This window comes from Arthrobacter sp. MMS18-M83, assembly GCF_026683955.1.
In the GTDB taxonomy this organism is placed as follows: domain Bacteria; phylum Actinomycetota; class Actinomycetes; order Actinomycetales; family Micrococcaceae; genus Arthrobacter.
Map to the genome: position 1 here is coordinate 1,709,337 of NZ_CP113343.1, position 23,363 is coordinate 1,732,699.

General features: G+C 62.7%; 23 protein-coding genes and 1 riboswitch. Of the genes, 14 read left to right on the top strand and 9 right to left on the bottom strand.

Features of this window, described 5'->3' with window-relative positions; all coding sequences use genetic code 11:
- Nucleotides 1–48: 48 nt before the first annotated feature.
- The 5 genes from OW521_RS08065 to glyA form a co-directional block, all read right to left on the bottom strand.
- Complete coding sequence (locus OW521_RS08065) at nucleotides 49–348, bottom strand: SHOCT domain-containing protein (protein ID WP_268024366.1); 300 nt, start codon at nucleotides 346–348, stop codon at nucleotides 49–51.
- 133 nt (nucleotides 349–481) lie between these two features.
- A complete protein-coding gene (locus OW521_RS08070; RefSeq protein ID WP_268024368.1) occupies nucleotides 482–1,147 on the bottom strand; it encodes a response regulator in 666 nt (221 codons plus the stop codon).
- The gene (locus OW521_RS08075) at nucleotides 1,144–2,289 is read right to left on the bottom strand and encodes a sensor histidine kinase (RefSeq protein ID WP_268024369.1); all 1,146 of its coding nucleotides are present in this window, start codon (nucleotides 2,287–2,289) and stop codon (nucleotides 1,144–1,146) included. Before OW521_RS08075 ends, OW521_RS08070 begins: the two co-directional genes overlap by 4 nt.
- Before the next feature lie 102 nt (nucleotides 2,290–2,391).
- Nucleotides 2,392–3,303 carry a bifunctional methylenetetrahydrofolate dehydrogenase/methenyltetrahydrofolate cyclohydrolase gene (locus tag OW521_RS08080; RefSeq protein WP_268024370.1) on the bottom strand — a complete coding sequence of 304 codons (912 nt, stop codon included), beginning with the start codon at nucleotides 3,301–3,303 and terminating at the stop codon, nucleotides 2,392–2,394.
- An 8-nt stretch (nucleotides 3,304–3,311) separates the two neighbouring features.
- On the bottom strand, nucleotides 3,312–4,607 hold the full coding sequence (gene glyA, locus OW521_RS08085; RefSeq protein ID WP_268024371.1) for a serine hydroxymethyltransferase: 1,296 nt from the start codon (nucleotides 4,605–4,607) through the stop codon (nucleotides 3,312–3,314).
- A 106-nt stretch (nucleotides 4,608–4,713) separates the two neighbouring features.
- Nucleotides 4,714–4,799: riboswitch (ZMP/ZTP riboswitch) on the bottom strand.
- A gap of 36 nt (nucleotides 4,800–4,835) precedes the next feature.
- Here glyA and purU point away from each other — a divergent pair.
- From purU to OW521_RS08100, 3 genes are all read left to right on the top strand, one after another.
- Nucleotides 4,836–5,696, top strand: coding sequence for a formyltetrahydrofolate deformylase (gene purU, locus OW521_RS08090; RefSeq protein WP_268024376.1), 861 nt, complete (start codon nucleotides 4,836–4,838; stop codon nucleotides 5,694–5,696).
- Between the two features lie 91 nt (nucleotides 5,697–5,787).
- Nucleotides 5,788–6,471, top strand: a complete 684-nt coding sequence (locus OW521_RS08095; protein ID WP_268024379.1) for a class I SAM-dependent methyltransferase — start codon at nucleotides 5,788–5,790, stop codon at nucleotides 6,469–6,471.
- Nucleotides 6,472–6,559: 88 nt separating this feature from the next.
- Nucleotides 6,560–7,084, top strand: coding sequence for a gamma carbonic anhydrase family protein (locus tag OW521_RS08100; RefSeq protein WP_268024381.1), 525 nt, complete (start codon nucleotides 6,560–6,562; stop codon nucleotides 7,082–7,084).
- On the opposite strand, the gene OW521_RS08105 is transcribed toward OW521_RS08100, so the two are convergent.
- Entirely contained in the window at nucleotides 7,081–8,817 is a 1,737-nt protein-coding gene (locus tag OW521_RS08105) for a flavin monoamine oxidase family protein (RefSeq protein ID WP_442781241.1), read from the bottom strand. The two genes, OW521_RS08100 and OW521_RS08105, sit on opposite strands and share 4 nt — an antisense overlap.
- Nucleotides 8,814–10,364 (bottom strand): amino acid permease, encoded by a 1,551-nt coding sequence (locus tag OW521_RS08110; protein WP_442781242.1) that lies wholly within the window; start codon nucleotides 10,362–10,364, stop codon nucleotides 8,814–8,816. The genes OW521_RS08105 and OW521_RS08110 overlap by 4 nt, the downstream gene beginning before the upstream one ends.
- 99 nt (nucleotides 10,365–10,463) lie before the next feature.
- Between OW521_RS08110 and alr the strand changes: the two genes are divergently transcribed.
- The 6 genes from alr to OW521_RS08140 all read left to right on the top strand — a co-directional run bounded on the left by alr (nucleotide 10,464) and on the right by OW521_RS08140 (nucleotide 15,604).
- Nucleotides 10,464–11,699 carry an alanine racemase gene (gene alr, locus OW521_RS08115; RefSeq protein WP_268024383.1) on the top strand — a complete coding sequence of 412 codons (1,236 nt, stop codon included), beginning with the start codon at nucleotides 10,464–10,466 and terminating at the stop codon, nucleotides 11,697–11,699.
- The gene (locus OW521_RS08120; protein ID WP_268024385.1) at nucleotides 11,689–13,299 is read left to right on the top strand and encodes a PucR family transcriptional regulator; all 1,611 of its coding nucleotides are present in this window, start codon (nucleotides 11,689–11,691) and stop codon (nucleotides 13,297–13,299) included. The genes alr and OW521_RS08120 overlap by 11 nt, the downstream gene beginning before the upstream one ends.
- Before the next feature lie 218 nt (nucleotides 13,300–13,517).
- Entirely contained in the window at nucleotides 13,518–13,757 is a 240-nt protein-coding gene (locus tag OW521_RS08125) for a hypothetical protein (protein ID WP_268024387.1), read from the top strand.
- A gap of 75 nt (nucleotides 13,758–13,832) precedes the next feature.
- Nucleotides 13,833–14,165 (top strand): ABC transporter ATP-binding protein, encoded by a 333-nt coding sequence (locus OW521_RS24150; RefSeq protein WP_326494014.1) that lies wholly within the window; start codon nucleotides 13,833–13,835, stop codon nucleotides 14,163–14,165.
- A 23-nt stretch (nucleotides 14,166–14,188) separates the two neighbouring features.
- Entirely contained in the window at nucleotides 14,189–14,548 is a 360-nt protein-coding gene (locus tag OW521_RS08135; RefSeq protein WP_268024389.1) for a hypothetical protein, read from the top strand.
- 78 nt (nucleotides 14,549–14,626) lie between these two features.
- A complete protein-coding gene (locus OW521_RS08140; protein WP_268024390.1) occupies nucleotides 14,627–15,604 on the top strand; it encodes a hypothetical protein in 978 nt (325 codons plus the stop codon).
- Here OW521_RS08140 and OW521_RS08145 read toward each other — a convergent pair.
- Nucleotides 15,586–16,733 (bottom strand): IS3 family transposase gene (locus tag OW521_RS08145; RefSeq protein ID WP_268020581.1). Its coding sequence is split into 2 segments (ribosomal slippage): nucleotides 15,586–16,460 and nucleotides 16,460–16,733, totalling 1,149 coding nucleotides; the frame shifts between segments, so codons are not numbered across the junction. The two genes, OW521_RS08140 and OW521_RS08145, sit on opposite strands and share 19 nt — an antisense overlap.
- Nucleotides 16,734–16,738: 5 nt before the next feature.
- Here OW521_RS08145 and OW521_RS08150 point away from each other — a divergent pair.
- Nucleotides 16,739–17,236, top strand: a complete 498-nt coding sequence (locus OW521_RS08150; protein WP_268024391.1) for a hypothetical protein — start codon at nucleotides 16,739–16,741, stop codon at nucleotides 17,234–17,236.
- A complete protein-coding gene (locus OW521_RS08155; RefSeq protein WP_268024393.1) occupies nucleotides 17,220–17,537 on the top strand; it encodes a hypothetical protein in 318 nt (105 codons plus the stop codon). The genes OW521_RS08150 and OW521_RS08155 overlap by 17 nt, the downstream gene beginning before the upstream one ends.
- 558 nt (nucleotides 17,538–18,095) lie before the next feature.
- Here the strand turns inward: OW521_RS08155 and OW521_RS08160 are convergent.
- The gene (locus OW521_RS08160; RefSeq protein WP_268024395.1) at nucleotides 18,096–18,905 is read right to left on the bottom strand and encodes a nitrilase-related carbon-nitrogen hydrolase; all 810 of its coding nucleotides are present in this window, start codon (nucleotides 18,903–18,905) and stop codon (nucleotides 18,096–18,098) included.
- 241 nt (nucleotides 18,906–19,146) lie between these two features.
- Between OW521_RS08160 and OW521_RS08165 the strand changes: the two genes are divergently transcribed.
- The 3 genes from OW521_RS08165 (at nucleotide 19,147) to mmsB (ending at nucleotide 23,340) form a co-directional block, all read left to right on the top strand.
- On the top strand, nucleotides 19,147–20,331 hold the full coding sequence (locus tag OW521_RS08165) for an ROK family transcriptional regulator (protein WP_268024396.1): 1,185 nt from the start codon (nucleotides 19,147–19,149) through the stop codon (nucleotides 20,329–20,331).
- 144 nt (nucleotides 20,332–20,475) lie between these two features.
- Nucleotides 20,476–22,032, top strand: coding sequence for a multiple monosaccharide ABC transporter ATP-binding protein (mmsA, locus tag OW521_RS08170; protein ID WP_268024397.1), 1,557 nt, complete (start codon nucleotides 20,476–20,478; stop codon nucleotides 22,030–22,032).
- Between the two features lie 39 nt (nucleotides 22,033–22,071).
- Entirely contained in the window at nucleotides 22,072–23,340 is a 1,269-nt protein-coding gene (mmsB, locus tag OW521_RS08175) for a multiple monosaccharide ABC transporter permease (RefSeq protein ID WP_268024398.1), read from the top strand.
- Nucleotides 23,341–23,363 lie beyond the last annotated feature (23 nt).

The window sequence follows — 23,363 nt, forward strand, 5'->3', positions numbered from 1 at the left end:
GCCTGACGGTTTGTCCAGACGAATGATCCAGCAAAATCCGCCGGTCCCTCACTTCGTGGGATGTGCCCGCAGCACTTCGAGGCGTTGGCGGTACTCGGTCTCATCGATTTCGCCACGTGCGTAGCGCTCCCTCAGCACGCTTTCGGCGCCCTGGGTCGCGGCCCAGTCGTGGTTCCGGCGCCACATGCGGCGGCCAAAGAAGATGAAGAATCCGATAACCAGGATCCAAAACAATGGAATCAGGAGGAAAAACGGCCAGAAGACGAATCCGTCCCCCGGTCCATGGACGACGTCGGCGGGAAGCTGCGCGGCCGCGGCGCCGATGGTGGTGCTCAGTGATGTCAACATGTCCAGTCCAAACTCTTAACAGGCCGTATCTCGGCTCTGTTTCCAGTCTGGTTTTTCGCCCATCGAAACGCGTCGGCCACCGGGAGTCACTTGCGTCCGCCCGCCTACTCCCCCGGGAGACTGCGCGGAACGGCTAGCTGCTCCAGCCGGGCCGGACCAGACCGGATTCGTAAGCCAGGACCACCAATTGCGCCCGGTCCCGCACCAGCAATTTCGTCATGATCCGGGAAACGTGCGTCTTGGCCGTCAGAGGGGTGATGAACAGCCGCTCGGCGATCTCGGCGTTGTTCAAGCCTTCGCCCACCAGCGCCAGGACTTCCCGTTCGCGTTCGGTGATCTGGTCCAAGGGAACTGTCTTGGACGCCGCTTTGCTGTGCAGGGCCAGCTGGGCCATGATGCGGCGGGTCACCGACGGCGAAAGGAGGGCGTCGCCGTCGTGCACCACCCGCACTGCGCGGATCAGTTCCTCCGGTTCGGTGTCCTTGACGAGGAAGCCGGCCGCACCGGCGCGCACAGCCTCGGCGATGTATTCGTCCAGTTCGAACGTGGTGAGGATGATGATGCGGGTGTGCGCGAGGCGAGGGTCAGCCAGGATCTGCCGGGTTGCGGCCAGCCCGTCGCCATCGGGCATGCGGATATCCATGAGGATGACGTCGGGTGCTTCACGCTCGGCCAGCCTCACCGCGTCCTTGCCGGTACCCGCTTCCGCCACCACTTCCATGTCCGGTTCAGCATCCAGGAGCGCCCTGAATCCCGCCCGGATGAGGGTCTGGTCGTCGGCAAGCAGCAAGCGGATCATGGGCGGTGTTCTCCTTGGGTAAGGTTCAGCGGAAGCATCGCTTCAACGCGCAGCCCGGGTTCCAGCGGGGTCAAGCCAAGCGTGCCGCCGAGAGCCTGGACGCGCTCGTGCATACCTGTCAGTCCGTTGCCGGCGGCCGCTCCCCGCATGCCTGCACCGTCGTCGTCGACCCTCACCTTGAGCGCGTTCCCCGCCAATTCCAGAAGTACGACGGCGGACGCCGCGCCTGAGTGCCTGCGCACGTTGCTCAGGGCTTCCTGGACAATCCGGTAAGCCGTCTCCTGCTGTGCTGTGGCTACTCGCTCTGGGTCTACTCGTTCCGGGTCTACTGAGTTCTCGAACCGCACCTCCAAGCCGCCGCGCCGGGCGTCCTCCACGAGTTCCGGGATCCGCGCCAAACTTGGCGCTGCGGCAGGACTCAACGGAGCGTCGTCTCGCAGTACGCCAAGGAGCTGACGGACCTCGGCCAAGGACTCCTTGCTCGCCGCCTTGATGGCTTCCAGCGCCGGGCGGAGCTTCTCGGGATCGTTGGTGCCCAGATGGAGAGCCACGGAAGCCTGGACGTTGATCATCGACAGGGAGTGGGCCACCACATCGTGGATGTCCCGGGCGAGCGTGAGCCGATACTCGTCCCGTTCGGCCTGTTTCGCGGCCTCCCGCCGTCGCCGGTATTCGGCCATCCGCTCGCCCCGACGTCGGAAGCCCTCACCGATCAGGACCAGGATCGCCACCCACGCGATGCCGGCGGACGCCCGGACAAGCCCGGTCTCACCCCCCGTCAGGACTGAGAACAGCACGACGGCGACGGCGCAGATCCCTGCCCCAAGCCACGCCTGCCAGCGCAGCCCCGCGGCCGCGGTCAGGATGATCGACAACGCCAGGGACAGCACGATCGGGCCCCAGGCGTAACCGAGGAGCACATAGCTGAAAGTGGCCGCCAAGGTGACCGGAAGCATGACCACGGGCCTGCTCGACCGGAAAGCCAGCGCCGCGGGTCCTGCCAGCAACAGGATGAAGGCCAGTGGGTCCAAGGGGCGCAGCGCAGCCTGGTGGCCCGCCGAAAAGACGGTCCCCAGGACTTGGATCAAGGCCACCGCGATCACGATGAAACTCGTAGGGGGACCCTGGAAACGCCGCTGCATGCTCCGAGCCTAGCCGCGGCGGGCTCCGGCGTCGTCGGGTTAACGATGTAGGACGCCTACTCCCGAGGGAGTAGGCGTCCTACACGGCGGTGGGGAGCAAAATCAGGCGACGCCGGAGACGCTTCCCGCTGCCAATTGGCGTTCCGCGGCTTCGACCACGTTGGTCATGAGCAGCGCCACTGTCATGGGACCGACGCCGCCGGGGTTCGGCGAAATCCAGCCGGCCACATCGGCAACGGCGGGATCGATGTCGCCGTGGACCTTGCTCTTGCCCGTCTCGGGGTCGGTTTCACGGGTTACACCGACGTCGAGCACGGCCGCGCCCGGCTTCACGTCCGCAGCCTTGACGATGTGCTTGGCACCCGCCGCGCCCACAATCACGTCCGCCTGCCGCAGCAGCTCCGAGAGGTTCTTGGTGCCGGTGTGCGTCAGCGTCACGGTAGCGTTCACGGCCCGCCGGGTGAGCAGCAGGCCGATCGAGCGGCCGATCGTGACGCCGCGGCCGACCACCACAACGTGCTTGCCAGCGAGGCTGTAGCCGTTGCGCTCCAGGAGCTCGATGACGCCGCGGGGCGTGCACGGCAGCGGCGAGGTGATCTCTCCGTTGACGTTGAGCACCAGCCGGCCCAGGTTGGTCGGGTGCAGGCCGTCGGCATCCTTGGCGGGGTCGATCCGCTCAAGGATGGCGTCGGTGTCCAGATGCTTGGGCAGCGGCAGCTGCACGATGTAACCGTGGCAGGTGGGGTCCGCATTGAGTTCATCGATGAGGGCCTCAACCTGAGTCTGGGTGGCATCCGCCGGAAGCTCACGCTGGATCGAGTTCATCCCGATCTCCACAGACTGCTTGTGCTTCATGGACACGTAAAGCTGCGAAGCAGGGTCCGCGCCTACGAGCACAGTGGCAATGCCCGGAGTCACGCCGCGGGCCTTCAGGGCAGCGACGCGCTCAGTGAGCTCGGATTTGATGGCGGCGGCGGCGGCCTTGCCGTCAAGGATCTTCGCGGTCTGCGCCATGGACGGGTTCACCACTGCTCGTGCTGCGGGTACAGCGGGAAATCGGCGGCGAGCTTGTCGACACGGGCCTGCAGGGCTTCAACGTCGGTGGCGGAACCGGCCTTCAACGCGGAAGCGATGATCTCGGCAACCTCGGTGAACTCGGCAGCACTGAATCCGCGGGTGGCCAAGGCCGGAGTACCGATACGCAGGCCGGAGGTGACCATCGGCGGGCGGGGGTCGAACGGAACGGCGTTGCGGTTGACGGTGATGCCCACCGAGTGCAGGAGGTCTTCGGCCTGCTGGCCGTCCAGCTGCGAGTTGCGCAGGTCCACGAGGACCAAGTGAACATCGGTGCCGCCGGTCAGGACGGAAATGCCGGCTCCGGCAACATCAGCCTGGTTCAGGCGGTCCGCGATGATCTTGGCGCCTTCGATGACTCGTTCCTGGCGTTCCTTGAATTCCTCGCCCGCGGCGATCTTGAAGGCAACGGCCTTGGCGGCGATCACGTGCATGAGCGGACCGCCCTGCTGGCCCGGGAAAACGTTGGAGTTGAGCTTCTTCGCCCATTCTTCCTTGGCGAGGATCACACCGGAACGCGGACCGGACAGCGTCTTGTGCACCGTGGAGGTCACGACGTCGGAATGCGGCACCGGGCTCGGGTGCAGGCCTGCTGCCACAAGGCCGGCGAAGTGGGCCATGTCCGTCCAGAGAAGCGCGCCAACCTCGTCGGCGATGGAGCGGAAGGCCTCAAAGTCGAGGTGGCGCGGGTAAGCGGACCAACCGGCGATGATCACCTGCGGCTTCTCGGCAATGGCCTGCTCGCGGAGCTTGTCCATGTCCACGCGGAAGGTGTCTGCTTCAACCTGGTAGGCGGCAACCTTGTACAGCTTGCCGGAGAAGTTCAGCTTCATGCCGTGGGTCAGGTGACCACCGTGGGCCAGGGACAGGCCCAGGATCTTGTCGCCCGGGTTGATCAAGGCGGAGAGGGCAGCGGCGTTGGCCTGTGCACCCGAGTGCGGCTGCACGTTGGCGTACTCGGCACCGAAGAGAGCCTTCACGCGGTCGATGGCCAGCTGCTCGGCGATGTCCACGTATTCGCAGCCACCGTAGTAGCGCTTGCCCGGGTAGCCTTCGGCGTATTTGTTGGTCAGGACAGAACCCTGGGCCTCCATGACGGCGCGGGGCGCAAAGTTCTCGGAAGCGATCATTTCCAGGGTGCCGCGCTGGCGGCCGAGTTCCTGTTCCAGAACCGCTGCGATCTCGGGGTCGAGTTCGGAAAGCGGCTGGTTGCTGATGGTCGCGGAGGTGATGGTGGTGGTCACGAAGATCTCCTGGATAGGCAACGGGTATTTCTACAGGTCAGGCTACCGGCTGGGTTTTTTCCATGCCTTTTGATTACGGGGCATGGCACAGCGACAGTAAAACGTGACCCTCGGCCCAGGCGTACGATCCGTGGTCTTCATCAATGCCGCTCCCTGGTGGTACACCACCCAACGCCAGTCGCGACGACTTAAACAGTACAACAGGTGCGCAACGGTAGGCTTGACCGTGTGACTGACTCCACCCTGCCCACGTCTTTTGTTGTAACCCTGTCCTGCCCGGACCGGCCCGGAATTGTGCACGCCGTTGCAGGCGCCTTGTTGGAGGCTGGCTGCAACATCGCCGATTCCCAGCAATACGGCAGCCCCAGCACGGGAAACTTCTTCATGCGGGTGGAAGCCACCACCTCCTCGACCAAGGCTGAACTGAGCTCGGCGCTTGCCCCGGTGGCCGAAGCATTCGGGATGAAGTGGCAGATCAACCCGGTGGGCCAGAAGGTCCGGACCCTGATTCTGGGTTCAAAGGACGCACACTGCCTCAACGATCTGCTCTTCCAACAGCGTTCCGGAACCCTCCCCATCGAAGTGCCGGCCATCGTGTCCAACCACCGGGACCTCGAAGGGCTGGCCGAGTTCTATGGCATTCCCTTCCACCACATCCCCGTCACCCCGGACACCAAGCCCGAGGCCGAGGCGAAACTCCTTGGGCTCATCCATGAGCACGGCATCGAGCTGACTGTCCTGGCGCGCTACATGCAGGTCCTCTCCAACGAGCTCTGCAAAGAGCTCAACGGCAAGGCCATCAACATTCATCACTCCTTCCTGCCGTCCTTCAAGGGTGCCAAGCCTTACCACCAGGCGCATGCCCGGGGCGTGAAGATCATCGGCGCCACCGCCCACTACGTCACGGCGGACCTCGATGAGGGTCCCATCATCGAGCAGGAAGTCATCCGCGTGGACCACGCACGTACCGCCGAGCAATTCGTGCAGATGGGCCGCGACGTCGAGGGCCGCACCCTCGCGCAGGCCGTGCAGTGGCACGCCGAACACCGCGTCCTCCTGGACGGCACCCGCACGGTGGTCTTCAACTAACGTTCCCGCCCAACTGACTCGCAGTTGATGTCGTTTTGGGCGCCTATAACGGCATCTATTGCCAGCCAGTTGGGTGTTCTAGGCTGGGTGCATGGACGGCACCCGGAGGGCCTTCAGCGACGAAACCGATCACGAGGCGGACCTCGCCTCTTTCTACGACCGGCAGGCCCCCACAGAGAACACCCGGGCGCTGACGCCGCATCGGGTTGAATGCCGCGATTGGTTCATCCGCCTGCTTAAGGACGAACACAGGCACTCGCTGTTCGAACTGGGCTGCGGCACCGGCGTCGAAGGATTGGAATTCGTGCGGGCAGGCCTGCACTACACCGGCGTCGACCTATCCGAGGAGAGCGTCCATCTGGCACGGACCAAAGGCTTGGACGCCAGTGTGGCCAGCGGCCGGTCCCTGCCATTCGCCGACGCCGTTTTCCCCGCAGTGTGGACCATGAGCACTTTGTTGCATGTCCCTAACACTCGAATCCACGACGTCGTCAGCGAACTCGTGCGGGTCGCCGCGCCCGGCGCGCCAATCGCCGTCGGGCTCTGGTCAGGTGACGATGAGGAAGTACTCAACCCGGAGGACGAAGACGAACCGCGGCGGTTCTTCAGCCGGCGGAGCGACGACGCCGTGAGGCGCATCTTCGGGGCGCACGGCGCGGTGGAACACTTTGAGACCTGGCCCGAAGGCACGGGTGCCGAGTCTGGGCCGGGTGCGGGGAATTGGACGCAGCACTACCAGTTCCTGGTCCTCCGGACGCCTTCCGGCCGAATGTAGTCCCCACCGCCAGTAGGTGTCGCAATGCGGGCTGATAACGACACCTACTGCTAGTTGGGTTGGGGCCGGCGTGTTCTAGGCTTGGCCCATGGCTCCCATTTACACCTTTGCCGGGGACACCCCGGCCATTCATGACACCGCCTTCGTGGCTCCCACGGCATCCATCATCGGCAAGGCCACCCTCGGCGCGGACTCCAGCGCCTTCTATGGTGTGTCGGTTCGTGCCGACACCGCCGCAATCAGCGTCGGTGCCGGCTCGAACCTGCAGGACAACGTAGTCTTGCACGCAGATCCCGGTTTCCCCTGCACCGTAGGCGAGCGCGTCAGCGTCGGACACAGCGCCGTCGTGCACGGTTGCACGGTGGAGGACGACTGCCTTATCGGCATGAGCGCCACCATCCTGAACGGCGCGGTGATCGGTACCGGTTCCCTCGTGGCCGCTGGCGCCGTCGTGCTTGAGGGAACTGTCATCCCGCCGCGTTCCTTGGTTGCCGGAGTGCCCGCCAAAGTGCGCCGCGAACTGAGCGAGGAAGAACTCGACGGCGTGAAGCGCAACGCCGCCCACTACCGGGAACTGGCTGCGGCGCACCGTGAGATGCACGCGGAGAGTTAGTCCAGGCTGATCGGACCCAGCTCGTCCAACAGTTCACCGGGACCAGGGTTGCCAGCCACGGAGGAACCGCCCAGGTGGTTCACCACGCCCCACACAGCGTTCAGGCCTGTGGTGACGGCGCCTTCTGCCCAACCTGCGGTGAACGAGACGTCGTCGCCGGCCAGGAAGATGCCACGCTGGCTCTCCGGCAGTTTGTCCTGCTTGAAGTGCGTGAACAGGCGCTGCTGGTAACGGTAGTGCCCGGGCAAGTTGGCCTTGAAGGCACCCATGAAGTTGGGGTCGGCCTCCCAGGAAACCGTGATGGGCTGGCCCACAATGTGGCTCGCGATGTCCACCCCCGGGTAGATCTGCTCCAGCGAGTGCAGCATGAGCTTGACGCGTTCCTCGGCGGTGAGCGAAAGCCACTTCAGGGCATCGTCGTTCCACGTGTAGGAAAGCAGGATGACGGCGGGCTTGTCCGGACCGTCGTCGAGCAGGTACGTTGCCCGGTTGAGCCGGTCGGTCAGGGTCATGGACAATATTTCGCGGCCCGTTTCCGGGTCGATGTCCTTCCAGAATGGGCGGTCCACCATCACAAAGGTCTTGGACGACTGCATGTAGTGCGAGCGCTCGATCGCGGTCCACAGCTCCGACGGGAACAACGATTCCTGGGTGTGGATGCGTGTGGACAGCAACCAGGATTGGCACGTGGTCACGACAGCGGGGTAGCCGGTTTTCCGGCCCCAGCGTTCGCGCACCATGAGTTCGCCCGAAGGGCCGTCAACACTGTCGCGCTCAATGCGGTCTACGGCTCCGCGCGGGGAACCGGAATGCAGGGATGCCAGCGAGGTGCCCTCGGGCCAGTGAGCCATGCCCGACGGCGCGTGGTGCCACAGTGCCTCGGGGAGCCGTTGCGCTCCCCCAGTGATGAGCCGGTGCTGGTCATCGGCGTCGGTGTAGACAACACGCAGGATTTCGAGGATGGAGTTGGGGAAGTCGGTGTCCCAGCCGCCGGTGCCGAAACCTACCTGCCCGAAGGCCTCCCGGTGCGCGAATCCGGCCTTTTTGAAGGACTTGCTTGCGGCGATGAAGCCGTAGAAGGTCTGTTCGTCCAGGAGCGGGAGCAGTTCGTTCCATAGCTCCTTGATGCGCTTGGTGTCACGGGCGCGGATGGCTTCCTGCATTTCCTGGAACGAGGCACCGTCATTCACTGCGGCCTTCCAGGCTGCGGCAACTTCGTGGAAGAACTCCGGCAGGTCCGCGGACGTTGCCGCATAATGCTTCTGCCCGGCCAGCTCGATCACCGTGCTTGATGTTGCAGGCGCGAGCGGGTTGGGGAATTCCTGGGTGTCCAGGCCGAGGAGATCGACGTAGTGGTAGAAAGCCTTGCCGGACACCGGGAACCGCATGCCGCCAAGGTCTGCGACCACTCCGGGAGCCGAAGGGAAGCTCGCGGTACGGAGCCGCCCGCCGATCTGGTCAGCCTCGTAGACCACGGGGCGCAGTCCGAGTTTCATGAGCTCGTAGGCCGTGACGAGTCCCGAGAGGCCGGCACCGATCACCGCGACCTCGGTGCCGTACAGTTCCGGCGGAACAACTGCCAGGCCGTCCGGGTGGGCCAGGTAGTGGTCGTAGCTGAAGGGGAAGTCCGGATTCAGCATGGTGATGGGAGCGTCGGCCGGCGTTGCTCGGGAAATCCCCGTGTCCCCCGTGCGGGGTGTGGGTTCCGTGGGCAATTCGGTGGCGGTGGTCATGAAAGTTCTGCCTTCACAGTTTCCGGGTCGTGGACCCTTGCGGATAGTTCACGGTATTCCTGTTCGGTCAGGGCCGCTACCTTGGAGTTCCGGCGTCCATAACCGAAGTAGAGTGCGATCCCCACGAGCATCCAGCCGCCGAACACCACCCATGTGTCTGCGCCCAAGTTGGCCATGAGGTAGGCGCACATCAGCGTGCCGAGGACCGGGGTGATCGGGTAGAGCGGTACGCGGAAGCTGCGCTTGAGGTCCGGGCGGTTGCGCCGTAAGTAGATGACGGCGACGTTCACCAGCGCGAACGCAAAGAGCGTGCCGATGCTGGTGGCGTCGGCCAGCGCGCCGAGCGGGACAAGCCCTGCGGTGAGTGCGACGGCGGTGCCCACGATGAGCGTTCCAGCCACCGGGGTGCCGGTGCGCGGGGAGATACGGCCGAAGACTTCAGGAACCAGTCCGTCGCGGGACATGGAGAGCAGGATGCGGGTCTGGCCGTAAAGCACGGTCAGCACGATGCTGGCGATCGCGAGCACGGCTCCGATGGAGAAGACGAGCGCGATCCATGGCTGGTGGGTGGTTTCCTCGAGGATCTGCACGAGGGCTGCCTCGGTGCCGCCGAACCATTCCCAGGGGCGGGCGCCGATGGCGGCCACTGCGACCAGGACATAGATGCTGGTCACGATCACCATTGAAAGCAGGATGGCCCGCGGCAGGTCGCGCTTGGGGTTGCGGGCCTCTTCGCCGGCGGTGGAAGCGGCGTCGAAGCCGATGTAGGAGAAGAAGACCCGGGAGGCGGCCGCCGAGACGCCCGCGGCACCCATCGGCATGAGGGGTTCGAAGTTCCCGGCATTGAACGCGGTGAAGGCAACGGCGCAGAAGAACAGCAGGATGACAATCTTGATGGCCACGATCACGGTGTTGATCCAGGCGCTCTCCTTGGCCCCGCGCACCAGGAGGATCATCGCGAGGACCACAATCGCCATGGCGGGGACGTTGACCACCCCGCCGCTGCCCGGCGGCTGGGACATGGCGTCCGGCAGGAATTGCCCGAACGCCGCGAGCGTCTCGTTCACGTATTGCCCTGCGCCGACGGCCACGGCAGCCACGGAGACCGCGTATTCGAGGACGAGGCACCAACCACAGATCCAGGCCATGCCTTCGCCCATGGTGGCGTAGGAGTAGGAGTAGCTGGAGCCGGCAACGGGCACCAGGCCCGCCATTTCCGCGTAGGACACGGCGGAGAACAGGGCAGCGAGGCCGGCCACCACGAAGGAGATCCAGACTGCGGGTCCGGCCAGCGGCACGGACTCGCCGAGGATCACCAGGATGCCCGTGCCCAGGGTGGCGCCGACACTGATCATCGTCAGCTGGAGGACACCGAAGCTGCGGACCAGCGGCGTCCCGCTTTCGCTGCTTCCGGCTTCCCTGACCATTTGCCCGATCGGCTTGCGGCGCAGCAGTTGCGCACCGAGCCCCGGACGGCGGGCGGCGTTGCTCGCATCTGTAGGTGTGGCGTGTATTGGCTCGGTCTGGGTGGAGGTAGGCACAGTCACCGTTGACGTCCCTTCAGAGTAGTTTGCGGTTTCCCGTGTCCACCGTAAGCCTGTGAGCCAGCTCTCACGGCGGTGCAAAATGACCTATAGTGATCAACCATGAGACGTATTGCACAATCAGAACAGACGCCGGAAGCGGCTCTTTCCGGGCAGGTCAGCGTTGATCTGTCTGCGATTTCAGACAACATCAAGGCCCTCAAGAAGCGCACCGCCGCGCCGTATTTCATGGCCGTCGTCAAAGGTAACGGCTACGGGCACGGGCTGGTCGATGTGGCCCGCACGGCGGTGGAGGCAGGAGCTGACTGGCTTGGAACAGCGCAGCTCAGCGAGGCCATCGCGCTCCGCAAGGCGGGCATCACCGTGCCGGTCTTGTCCTGGCTTTATCTGGCATCCCAGACCAGCGCAACAATCCGAGAGGCACTCGAGTACGACGTCGACGTTTCGCTTGGGAGCGTCGGCCAGCTTGAGGTCCTGGCGGGTATCGCGAGGCAGCTGGGGCGGCCCGCCGTCGTACACCTGGAACTGGACAGCGGCCTCAGCCGCGGCGGCGCACGAAAGGAAGACTGGCCAGAACTGGTGGCCCACGCGCGCAAGGCCGAACAAGATGGCACCGTGCTGGTCCGCGGCATCTGGACCCACCTTGCCTGGGCCGATGTTCCCGCGCACCCGGGCAACGCAGCCGCCGTGGCGGAATTCGAGGATGCCGTGCGCGATGCGCGGGCCGCCGGACTGGACCCGCAACTACGGCACGTCTCCAGCTCGGCCAACATCCTGGACCGGCCCGAATTCCATTTCGACATGGTCCGTGCGGGCCTGGCCATCTACGGGCTGGCGCCCGCGGATCACCTGGATCCGGCCGACTTCGGACTGCGCCCCGCCCTGAGCGTCACCGCACCTCTCGTCATGGTCAAGAAGGTCCCCGCAGGAACCGGCGTCAGTTACGAACACCAGGCCATCACCCACGAGCCGCGCTATCTCGGTCTCATTCCCTTGGGCTACGCCGACGGCATCCCCAAGGGCATCAGCGGCCGCAGCCTGGTCCAGATCGCCGGACGGAAAGTCCCCGTGATCGGCAAGGTGTGCATGGACCAGTTCATGGTGGACCTGGGGCCCGATGCGTCCGGGATCGAGGTCGGAGACACGGCGGTACTGTTCGGCGATCCGGCCGGAGGGGCTGCGAGCGCAGACGATTGGGGCGCTGCGATCGGAAGCCATGGCGACGAGATCATCAACCGGATCGCACCCAGACTCCCTCGTGTTTATGAGTCCGGTGCCTACGAATGCCCCGACTACCAGGGTCTCGCAGCCAGGGAGGCGCCGAGCGATGTCGCCTGAGCCGAGCCAGGGCCGCCTGAGTTTTGTCACGCTCGATCAGTTCCTCAAGCAGCTGCCGCCCGAGTTGGAGATACTCCACGACGGCGGCAGCGGCGAGGAGTTGCTGCGTTGGGTTGAGCCCAGCGAACTGGACGATCCCACCCCCTACCTGCCAGAAGGGGAGTTCCTGCTGACCGCGGGGCTCCCCTTCCTGGGCGACGGCGGTTCCCAGGAGAACGTTGACGCTTACGTGAAGCGGCTGGTGGGGGCCAAGGTGGCGGCGCTGGGGTTCGGGATCAGGCCGTATTTCGACGCCGTTCCGTCCGAGCTACTGAAGGCTTGCCGCCGGCACAAGCTCACTTTGATTGAGATCCCGGAATCCATCCCCTTCGCCGCGATCGGACTGGAGTTCTCCCAGCTTCTGGAATCGGACAACGCGAAGGTCTTCCGCCAACTCGCCGACACCAACAGGCAACTCATGCGGGCTGTCCTCTCCCCTCGGCCTGAACACGAACTGCTCGCCGCGCTGGTCCTAAAGGCGCCAGTCTGGGCCCTGCTGGTAGGCGCGGACGGGCGGATCCGTGCGCGCGCCCACGCCGCCGGCGGCAGCACCGGCGTCGAGCATTCGCTGCTGGAGCCAATGCTGGAACGGCTCCTTTCGGGCAGCGGGCCGCGCGTTGAGGTGGACGGCTTTGAGCAGCCGGGCTCAGCGATGGTTTTCGGCCACCCGCTGCGGAGCACCAAGGATGCCAACCTGGGCGCCCTGATTCTGGGATCGGACGTTGCACTGACTCCCGCCCAGAACAGCGTGGTGCAGTCCGTGGTGGGGCTGCTGGAGTTGCTGGTCCGGCAACGGACCAGCGGCTCGCTCGCGCCGAGCCAGCTGGCCACCGCATTGCTTCTGCACCCGGAGAGCCTTGCCACTGGCAGTACGCGGCACATCAACGGGCTCAAGGACCTCCTCGCGCAAAGCTTATCCTCCACGCGCTCCGCTCCCCTGCGCGTCGTTCAGGGCATCAAGGTGGACTCTCCCGAATGGCCGGCCGGCGACAGCCCCGTGCGCGAGCTATTGCAGTGGCGGCGCCTCTTCGACACCAAGCTGGTGGAAATCACCGATTACGGATTCGCTGCGGTCACGAGGCTCAAGGTGGATGACTCCCTGCTGGCGGACATCGAAAGACTCGGTTGGCGGCTGGTCATCGGGGATCCCACCGAACTGACGGGACTCGCCGCAGCGCATCAGCGCGTCACGTCGCTCCGCAGCCGAGTGCAATCGAGCGGCACGAGCGCCCGGGTCGACGAGGTGACGTGGTCCGTGACCGGACTGCTTGGGCGTGAGGCCGGGTCCATGCTGGCCGCGCGGCTGCTTGAACCGGTGCTCGCCTTGGAAGCCGATAGGCGCGATCCACTGTTGGCCGTGCTCCGGGGCTGGTTGAGTGAGAACGGCAGCTGGGACGCCTCCGCCAAACTCTTGGGCCTGCACCGCAACAGTGTGCGCCGTCAGATCGGTCTGCTCGCCGAGCTTCTTGATACCGACTTGAACCAGGCCCAGGTGCGCGCAGAACTTTGGATCGCGCTGCAGTACACGAATGAGTTGGTGCGCGGGGCGGACGGAGCATAACTTCGGCACTTTTTCCCAGTGATTTTTGCCGAACACACCTAGGATGCGTCTAAAAGAGCATTAACGAGCTAGGTGAAGGCCGCTTTTGCACCTATTTTCTTGATTCCTCACACTCATTTTTTGCCGGCCTACACCTAGACGGGGTTTGCGAGACCTAGCCTTCGAGTGCCGGGCTACACGGAATCGACCAGTAGCTCATATCGAAGTAGGGGGAAGAAATGCTCGCCATGACCACATTGAACGCAACAAGCGCAATAACAACGGCGCGAACCAAGATTGACGAAATGATTGTCCGCTACGACGGCTGGTTTCTTGTGCTTCTCGCCGTCCTGATGGTGCTTGCTTTTTCTTTGCTCGCAGCGATGGCCATCTGGTGCCTGACGCAAGGAAGAGGCCGTTTCACCGGCAACTGGAGTTGGAACCAATGGGGCGTCTCTATGTTCGTTGAATGCAGGTAACTCAGAGCCAAGCTATCCGTCGTGGTGGCACGGTGACGACGTGCCACCACGGCCTGAGCATCGGAAGCACCACTCGTGACACTCAGCGTCGACAACCTCAATTACTCCTACAACTCCAGAATCCAAGTACTCCATGACGTCTCGTTCAAGATCGCCGAGAACCAGGTGGTGGGGCTCATTGGCCCCAATGGGTCTGGAAAATCCACCCTTATTAAGGTCATCTTGGATCTGCTTCAACTTCAAAGCGGCCGCGTCTGCATCGGGTCCTGCACGAGCCAGAGCCGCGACGCCAAGATGGCGTCGATCTACTTGTCTAGCAATGACTACCTTCCTGAATTCCTCACGGGGAGGAATATTTGCGCTTCATGCATGGGCTCTATGGAGAACCCCTGGACCACGCCGCATTGACGATGCAATTCACCAGGTACTCAATGCGCGACAGGCACCGCGATTTGATCGAGGACTACTCACACGGGATGAGGAAGAAGCTGCAACTCATCGCCGCATTCATGCTCAAGCGAAGGTTCACGGTAATCGATGAGACGCTCAACGGCGTCGACATCGACGCAGTCAACGTCTTCGAACGCGATATCCGCGAACTCGCCAGAGAAGGCCGATCGGTTCTGCTTTGCAGTCATGATTTCACAATGTTGGAGCACATCGCCGATGAGCTAGCAGTTCTCATCCAAGGAGCCTTGGTGGTTCAGGCTCCTGTCTGGAAAGTCATCCACGACCACGGAACGATAGCTGATCTTGCCAACGAATTCATCCAAGCAATGGAAACACTGTAAATGCGCCTCAAGAGCGTAGTTCTCCTGTTTCAACTGTTCTGGCTCTTCGTCGTGAGACGCGTTCTCGGACGAGGATTGTTGGCTAGCCCAACCGCGCGGCTTTCTGCCCTGCTCCTTACCCTTGCCGCGTTCGCTGGATTCAACGCATTGAGCTATGTGGTCATCCGGCAGTATCTCGGCGGAACCGGTCTACTTGCGCCTGTCCTTCAAGTAGCCAATGCGTCCGTCGGATTCTGGGTACTTATTGCGTACACGCTGATTCGGGTGCTGTTCATGAAGGCGGACGAACTTCTGAAACTCTCATTCAATCTGCCAGTGACCAATAAGGAAAGGACGTTGGCATTTGCGCTCTTCGAGTCGTCCTTCGTTCTCCTCATGACCGTCTTCGTTTTCGGTGCTTTCTCCATCTCAACCGTACTGATCGAGGGCCCGGACTACATTCCGAGAGTTCTGACGTCCATCTGGTTCCCCGCGATTTCAACCTACCTGCTTCTGAGTCTCGGCTACTGTCTCCTCGAGCGTACGCTTCTGGCCCTCAGGATTGCCCGGCTCCGCGGTCTAGTAGTTCCGATGGTGCTGGCCCTCGGGCTGGCCGTGGTCTTTCCCCAAACCAACGAGCTGAGTACCCAGATCGCCGAAAGCTACGTTTACGGGCGTGACTATTTTGCGCCGGTCCTGCTTTACGCAAAGCTGCAAAAAGACATCGGACTCTGGCTTTCCACCCTAGTGCTGCTTGCCTCATCAGCTGCACTCATTCCAGCAGTGGTAGCGGCCGCACCCAGGAGCTACGTCCCCATGCGGCGCTTCTTCGTCTTTCTACCTTCATGGCTCGCAGCCCGCAAGTTCGGGGTTCACGTGCTGGTCTTATTTCGCAGTTTCGAAACGATGGTTGCCGTCTCTTTCGTCATCGTCTATTCGGTCTTCGCTTGGATCCAGCACTTGGTGTTGCCACCTTACGCTCTTGCTCTCATCACCTTTCAAGGAGTCTACGCATTTTCTAACTCGGAGTGGTTGGGCCCCCGTTGGCAGTCCAGCGTCTATGCGATAGCTAGTTGATTTTTCTGCGTCCAGTTCTCCCAGTAGCGTTTCGGCGTCATGCCGTCCAGGGATCCGTGGGGCCGTTCATGATTGTAGATAGCTTTCCATTCCTCGGCCAAATACCTTGCCTCGGCCATGGTGTCCATGATTTCTCCTGTGAGTTGTTCCCTTCTGAATTGGGCGTTGAAGGATTCGATGAAGCCGTTCTGCCAGGGTGATCCGGGGTCGATGAACGCGGTATCGACCCCGGCGGTGTTGCACCAGTCAATCAGTGCCGCGGCGGTGAATTCAGGTCCGTTGTCGCAGCGGACGTAGGTCGGTGCGGTGCCGGTCTCGGCGATGATGTCCTCCAGCACGGCGACCACGTCGGAGGCCTTGAAGGACCGGCGCGGAATGACTGCCAGGGCGGTGCGGGTGTATTCGTCGATGACATTGAAGAACCGTATGTGCCGGCCGCAGGAGGTCACGTCGGACTGGAAGTCGAAGCTGACCACGTGCATCGGATACTGGGCGGTGAGGCGCTTCTGTTCCCCGGCGCCGGGCCCGGTCCTGCGCCTCTTCCGTGCCCTGGGTTTACAGGCCAGGCCTTCGTCACGCCAGAGTCGGCGGACCCGCTTCCTGTTCAGCGCCACCCCGTCCCATGCAGGCTGGGCCAGGAGGTGCCAGCGGGCCTTCCGCCAGCCCCACGCGGGATGCTTCACGGCCACGGCCCTCAGGTCCGCCCGCAACTGGGCCTCCTGGAATCCCATGTCGGGTTTCTTCTTGCGGAACACGGACCGGTTCTGGCCCAGAATTCTGCAGGCAAGGCGCTCGGACGCCCCGAACTTCTCCACTGCCATGCGCACGGCACGGCGGCGCGGTTCGGGGCTCAGAATTTTCCCTTCGCGACCTCGTTCAGGATGTCGATGGCCAGTTCCTTCTCAGCCAGCAGCCGCTTGAGCCGGGCGTTCTCCTTCTCCAGTTCCCTGGTCCGCCTGGATGCCTCGGCGTTCTTCTCGGAACCGTACTGGTTCAGCCACCGGTACCAGGTCGCCTCGGTGATCTGGAGTTCCTTGATGACTTCGACCATCGGGCGTCCGTCGTTGAGCATTTTCTGCCCCTGCCGGACCTTCGCGATGACCTGCTCGGGGGTGTGTCTGCGTGCCATGATGCGTGAAATTCCTCCTGCGTCCATTCTCGGACACGAAACTCACACAAACACTGGACTCCTACCCGGGGACCCAACCAGGAGCCCTTGCGACGCATGGTCATCTACCCGGGCAGCACCATCGCGAACTACTTGCGCCTCGTGGGTTCACAGAGTGTCCTCCTAGCGGCCGTGGGCATTCCGATCACGGCGATTTCCACGGTGCAGGGAGTTTCTTTCGAAGCGTGCCTTCCGGTGGCAGGGTTCTGCGTGAGCAACATTCTCATATCAACGTTGATTGGGATCGCTTTCCCCCGGAGAAAGGAAATCCATTTACGGTGATCATAGGAATCCTGCTCACGATGATAATTGTCATGATTGTAGGACTCGGCTTAAATGTCTTTAATCTCGACCCGATTATCAGTGCCGTGATTTTCGCCGCACTTAACCTACTGGTCGTCTTTTACAGCATCTTGGGTATGCAAAGAATGGAAAGGATCGCTCGTCATGAAATGGCTGCTTAGATTCGCTGCTGGGCTGACGGTCTCATTTATTGTTACCATGATCGTAGTTGTCGCGAGTTTCATCACCACGATGTTCTCGGCGTCGGAAATAGGCGTGAGAAAGTTCGGCCTCTTCGGCGCACTCTTCTTTGAGCCACATCAACAGGCCAACGGAGCCACGGCCCTGGAAATCGGGATATCTAACGGCCTGCCCATCGCCATAGTCTTCGTAGGTTTGCTGGTTTTTTATATTGCCGTTGCCTCAGCCTTGGAACGACTGAAGCTCCACAAGGAGCGCCTTCTGCGAGCAGGCCAGGGTTGACCGTTCGCCCGATTGCCCTCCGGGATGCGACCGCCAGCCTGGTACTCATGCGCCTCATGTGGTCGTGCAGATGGCCCCTGGGGGCCGTGGTTCTCGGCTTCTCAACCTGCGCTGCGCTTGCCGCCAAGACGGGCGACTCGGCACTTCTCCAAGTGGGCCTCTGGCTGCTCCTGCATGTACTTTGCCTGCTAGGCGGCTTTCTGGTGCACGAGTGGTTTCACGTTGTTGGCATGAGACTGTTTCATGGCGTTTCCCATGTCGTTGTATCGGCAGGCGTCCTTCGATTCTCCATCATTCCCGTCGGACGTCTCTACGGGTGGCAGATCGCAACCGTGTCGTTACTGGGCCCGGGTGCATCCTGCCTGGTCGGAGGGCTGATTGCCCTGCTCATACCCAGTTCAACCCTGCAGTACTGGTTCCTGTTGCATGCAATCTTCCTTCTGCCATTCTTCGGTGATGGACGCGGATTCCTATTCGGAATCAGGAGGTGGGCCCGGCTGATTGGCCTACGCCCACCTGAAGTCAAACACTGAGCTGCCGTCCGCTTCATTCGGGCCCTCAACCTTTCCGGGAAGATTCTTCCCACTCGCGGTAAAGCTCCGGGCGGCGTTCGCGCAGGTACGGCACCTGTTCCCGGGCAGCCTTGACGCTTTCCGTGGAGATCTCAGCGAACAGCAGTGCGGCCCCGTCACCGGCGGCAGCCAGCAGCGAGCCGTCAGGACCGGCGACCACGCTTCCGCCGAGGAAGTCGCAGCCATCCTCGTGCCCGCTGTGGTTGGCGTAGGCAACGTTCAGCTGGCTTTCCAGGGCGCGCGCACGGATCAGTACCTGGGGTACGGCCTCGAAGCCTGCGGACAGGGCGGTGGGAACCAGCAGAAGTTCGGCGCCCCGTGTTGCCGCCGCGCGGACGGCCTCCGGAAATTCGACGTCGTAGCAGATCAGCAGCGACGTTTTGATGCCGTTGAAGTCGACGACGGCGGGAGCCGCTTGGGCGGCAGAGAACGCCTTGCGCTCCTCCTCGCCGAAGAGGTGCACCTTGTTGTAGTCCAAGAGCACGGTTCCGCGCGCGTCCAGGAGCGTGGCGGAGACATGCCAGCCGCCGTCGGCGGCCGGGGCGGGGAGACTGTAGACCAGTCCGATTGCGTGTGTGCGGGCGATATCCGCAAGGCGCGCCCGGATACCGGGCAGAGTCTCCGGGTCAAATTCGCTGTGGAGCCGCAGCGGCGCATAGCCCACGGGAAAGAGCTCCGGGGTCAGCAGAAGGGCGGACCCGGCTGCGGCAGCGCGTTGTGCCGCCGCGTCGATTGCCTCCAGATTGGCGTCGATGTCCAGGACAACAGCGTTGGCCTGCAAGACAGACAGCAGCATCTTTACCACCTCAATAGCACCTTGCATCCCCCGGCAAGCATTCTTGGGAGACGTACCCGGGATACCTTCGTAATTCCAGCGTAGCCAGCAGCAGACGGCCCACGAAGGACAAATGGACCTGCGGAGGGCCGCGCGGGGATGGTTCGTACAAATCGGGCGCATAGTTCATGATGCCGACGCAACTTTGGACCGTTGCGTTAACTTCTTGACTGCAACTGTGATTTGGGGCACGCTTCATGTCATGCCTGCAACATCGCGCTCGACGAAGAGCCACCGCAAAAACCCCGGCTCACAATCAGCGCTGCGCCACCTGAATCAACAGCGGCTCATCGAATGCCTGCTGAGCGGTCCATCCACCCAGGCCGAGCTCGCCAGGCAAACCGGCCTTTCCACGGCCACAGTGTCCAACATCGTCAAGATCATGCAGGACGCCGGGCTTGTCTCCACTGAACCGATCACCAGTTCCGGACGCCGGGCCCTGAACGTCAGGCTCAATAGCAACGGCGCCGTGGCTGTCGGAATCGACTTTGGCCGGCGCCACCTGCGGGTCGTCCTGGCGTCCCTGGGCTATCACATCATCGTCGAGGAAACCGTCACCCTCCCCCTTGGACACCACGCCGAACAGGGCATCAGCGCCGCCGTCGCGCTCCTTGACAAACTGCTATTGGAAAGCGGGGTAGACCGGAGCGCGGTGGTGGGCGCCGGCGCCGGCATCGCGGGCCCCATCGACCGCCGTTCCGGCACGGTAGCGCAGGGTGCCATCTTGCCCGAATGGGTGGGAATCCAGATTCTCGAACGGCTCGAGGAAGCCCTGAAAATGCCCGTGTACGTTGACAACGACGCCAATCTGGGGGCCCTGTCTGAAGTCACGTGGGGGCCGCACAGCGGGATCAGCAACCTCATGTTCCTCAAGATCGGTTCCGGCATCGGCGCGGGCCTCATCATCAATGGCGCGCCCTACTACGGGGCGGTCGGAATCACGGGAGAGATCGGCCATGCGACCATCCACGAATACGGCGCCATCTGCCGCTGCGGCAACCGGGGCTGCCTGGAAACCATGGCCTCCACCACCACCATGATCGAGCTGCTCGGCAAGGGTTCGGGGCTACACCTCGAGCCTGAGGACATTGTCCGAAACGCCCTGGCGAGGGACCCCGCAACCCTCCGGGTGGTGGACGACGCAGGCCTCGCCGTGGGGCGCGCCCTGGGCAATGTGGCCAATCTCATAAACCCCGAAGTCATCGTGGTGGGCGGCCCGCTGGCCGGCCTGGGTGACATCCTCCTTGACCCGATCCGGCGCGGCCTCGTCCGCCACGCGGTGCCTGTGATCGGCGAAACAACGCACTTGGCAATGTCGTCGCTCGGCGCCCGGGCGGAGGCCCTAGGGGCGGCCGCTTTGGTGTTCCAGCACGCCGGCATCAAGTAGTCCTGAACATTTCGTTACCACGCTGTTACCGCCGTCTTGCGTTAAAGTCTTGACGACAAGCGGTGTGATCCAGTTTACTTTCACATCAGATAGGCTCGCCATCCGCGGGCCGACAACGACGTCAAACATTGGAGGCGCAAGGGTATGTCGACCCCCATAACGCACCAGGACCCGATCCTTCTCGAGATGCGGTCCATCACCAAGGAATTCCCCGGCGTGAAGGCGCTCTCGGACGTTAGCCTCCGGGTCAAAGTGGGCGAGATCCACGCTATCTGCGGCGAAAACGGTGCAGGCAAGTCCACGTTGATGAAGGTGCTTTCAGGGGTCTACCCCTTCGGCAGCTACGACGGCGACATCGTGTACCAGGCGGAAGTCCAGCAGTTCAGGGACATCCGTGCGAGCGAGCAGGCCGGAATCGTGATCATCCACCAGGAACTCGCGCTCATCCCGGAACTGTCCATCACGGAGAACATCTTCCTCGGCAACGAACCCGTCCGCCGCGGAATCATCAACTGGGCCGAGGCCCGCAAACGGTCAGTTGAGCTCCTCGCCAGGGTTGGCTTGCGAGAGGACCCGGATACCCCCATCAAGGAAATCGGCGTCGGCAAGCAGCAGCTTGTGGAAATCGCGAAGGCCCTGAACAAGTCCGTCAAGCTGCTCATCTTGGACGAGCCCACAGCCGCACTCAACGAATCCGATTCCCAGCACCTCCTGGACCTCATCCTCGGCCTCAAAGGCCGGGGCATCACGTCCATCATGATTTCCCACAAGCTCAACGAGATCGAACAGATCGCCGACGAGATCACCATCATCCGCGACGGCAAGTCCATCGAGACGCTCAACGTGAAGGAAGACGGCGTCGACGAGGACCGGATCATCAAGGGCATGGTCGGCCGGACGCTCGAGTCCCGCTTCCCGGACCACACGCCGAAGATCGGTGAGGTGTTCTTCGAAGTCAAGGACTGGAACGTCGGGCACCCCCAGATCCAAGACCGCTTGGTCTGTAAAAACTCCAACTTCCATGTGCGCCGCGGCGAAATCGTGGGATTCGCAGGCCTCATGGGCGCTGGACGCACCGAGCTTGCCCGCTCCGTCTTCGGCCACTCCTATGGCCGGTTCATCTCGGGTCAGGTGTACAAGGACGGCAAGCCGATCACCATGCGCAGCGTCCGCCAAGCGATCGACGCCGGTCTTGGCTACGTCACAGAGGACCGCAAGAGCCTGGGGCTAAACCTCCTGGACGACATCAAGACCACCACGGTGTCTGCCAACTTGAAGAAGGTCAGCCGGGGAATCGTGGTGGACACCAACAAGGAATTCATGGTGGCGGAGCAATACCGGAAGTCGCTTCGGACCAAGACCCCGTCAGTGGAGGAAGGCGTATCGAAGCTCTCCGGCGGCAACCAGCAAAAGGTTGTGCTCGCCAAATGGATGTTCACCGATCCAGACCTTCTCATCCTGGATGAACCCACCCGCGGAATCGACGTCGGGGCCAAGTATGAGATCTACGGAATCATCCAGCAGCTGGCCAACCAGGGAAAGGGCGTGATCGTGATTTCCTCCGAACTCCCCGAGTTGCTGGGCCTCTCGGACCGCATTTACACCATCTTCGAAGGCTCCATCACTGGCGTACTGAACAAGGACGAAGCCAGCCAGGAGAGCCTCATGAAGCTCATGACATCCAGCCGCAAAGCTGCCTGACCCCGGTCAAGAACCACACGGACACAAGGACCCAAAACAATGAACGCGCTCAAGAAGCTATTCGGTGGCAACACCCGCCAATTCGGCATGATATTCGCCCTGGTTGCACTCGTCATCTTCTTCCAGATCTTCACCTCGGGCCGCACGCTGACCCCGGGCAACGTCATCAACCTCTTCAATGGCAACTCCTACATCCTGATCCTGGCCATCGGCATGGTCCTGGTGATCATCGCCGGCCACATCGACCTTTCCGTAGGTTCGGTTGCGGCTTTCGTCGGCATCTCGGTGGCACTGGCCATCAGGGACTGGCACCTACCGTGGTACGCGGCCGTGCTGTTCGGACTCCTGCTCGGTGCCCTGATCGGCGCCTGGCAAGGATTCTGGACGGCTTACGTCGGCATTCCGGCATTCATCGTGACCCTAGCGGGCATGCTGCTGTTCCGCGGCTTCAACCAGTTCGTCGGCAAGTCCAACACCGTTCCGGTCCCCGAAGACTTCCAGTTCTTGGGTTCCGGTTATCTGCCCGAAGTGGGGCCCAAAACAGGGTTCAACAACCTGACGGTCCTCTTGGGACTCATTGCTGTTGCCTTCGTGATCATCAGTGAAATTCGTTCCCGCCGCACCGCCCAGGCATTGGGGGCGGAGGTTCCTGAAGGCTGGGTGATGATCACCAAGCTCGTGCTCGTCAACGCAGCCATCCTCTACGCCACCTACCTGTTCGCCACTGGCCGCACCGGCACGTCGTTCCCCATCCCCGGCCTCATCCTGGCCGTCCTGGTCCTGATCTATGGCTTCATTTCCGCCAAGACGGTCATTGGCCGCCACATCTACGCAGTCGGCGGCAACCGCCACGCGGCCGAGCTCTCCGGGGTTCAGTCCAAGAAGGTCAATTTCATGGTCATGATGAACATGTCCATCCTTGCCGGACTCGCCGGCATGATCTTCGTCGGCCGCTCCACCGCTTCAGGTCCGTTCGACGGCGTCGGTTGGGAACTGGACGCCATCGCCGCCGTCTTCATCGGTGGCGCAGCAGTCACCGGTGGCGTGGGCACCGTGATCGGCTCCATCGTCGGTGGCCTGGTCATGGCTGTCCTCAACAACGGCCTCCAACTCCTCGGCGTCGGCGCAGACCTCACCCAGATCATCAAGGGGCTCGTGCTGCTCGCCGCAGTCGCCTTCGACGTCTACAACAAGACCCAGGGCAAGAAATCGATCATCGGAATGATGATGAAGAACTTCGGCCGGAGCAGCGAAAACGCTCCGGACGAGACGACCTCCACCAAGGAAGTCATCGCCAAGGAAGCCTAAACAGCTTCAAGACGACTTGTTCC

Bases quoted from the DNA above. Each gene is read 5' to 3' on its own strand.
- mmsB (WP_268024398.1), top strand. From the start codon at position 22,072: ATGAACGCGCTCAAGAAGCTATTCGGTGGCAACACCCGCCAATTCGGC.
- OW521_RS08135 (WP_268024389.1), top strand. From the start codon at position 14,189: ATGCGCGACAGGCACCGCGATTTGATCGAGGACTACTCACACGGGATG.
- alr (WP_268024383.1), top strand. From the start codon at position 10,464: ATGAGACGTATTGCACAATCAGAACAGACGCCGGAAGCGGCTCTTTCC.
- OW521_RS08065 (WP_268024366.1), bottom strand. From the start codon at position 348: ATGTTGACATCACTGAGCACCACCATCGGCGCCGCGGCCGCGCAGCTT.
- OW521_RS08160 (WP_268024395.1), bottom strand. From the start codon at position 18,905: ATGCTGCTGTCTGTCTTGCAGGCCAACGCTGTTGTCCTGGACATCGAC.
- OW521_RS08125 (WP_268024387.1), top strand. From the start codon at position 13,518: ATGCTCGCCATGACCACATTGAACGCAACAAGCGCAATAACAACGGCG.
- OW521_RS08095 (WP_268024379.1), top strand. From the start codon at position 5,788: ATGGACGGCACCCGGAGGGCCTTCAGCGACGAAACCGATCACGAGGCG.
- OW521_RS08075 (WP_268024369.1), bottom strand. From the start codon at position 2,289: ATGCAGCGGCGTTTCCAGGGTCCCCCTACGAGTTTCATCGTGATCGCG.
- OW521_RS08080 (WP_268024370.1), bottom strand. From the start codon at position 3,303: ATGGCGCAGACCGCGAAGATCCTTGACGGCAAGGCCGCCGCCGCCGCC.
- OW521_RS08105 (WP_442781241.1), bottom strand. From the start codon at position 8,817: ATGACCACCGCCACCGAATTGCCCACGGAACCCACACCCCGCACGGGG.
- OW521_RS08155 (WP_268024393.1), top strand. From the start codon at position 17,220: ATGAAATGGCTGCTTAGATTCGCTGCTGGGCTGACGGTCTCATTTATT.
- OW521_RS08165 (WP_268024396.1), top strand. From the start codon at position 19,147: ATGCCTGCAACATCGCGCTCGACGAAGAGCCACCGCAAAAACCCCGGC.
- OW521_RS08120 (WP_268024385.1), top strand. From the start codon at position 11,689: ATGTCGCCTGAGCCGAGCCAGGGCCGCCTGAGTTTTGTCACGCTCGAT.
- OW521_RS08070 (WP_268024368.1), bottom strand. From the start codon at position 1,147: ATGATCCGCTTGCTGCTTGCCGACGACCAGACCCTCATCCGGGCGGGA.
- OW521_RS08100 (WP_268024381.1), top strand. From the start codon at position 6,560: ATGGCTCCCATTTACACCTTTGCCGGGGACACCCCGGCCATTCATGAC.
- mmsA (WP_268024397.1), top strand. From the start codon at position 20,476: ATGTCGACCCCCATAACGCACCAGGACCCGATCCTTCTCGAGATGCGG.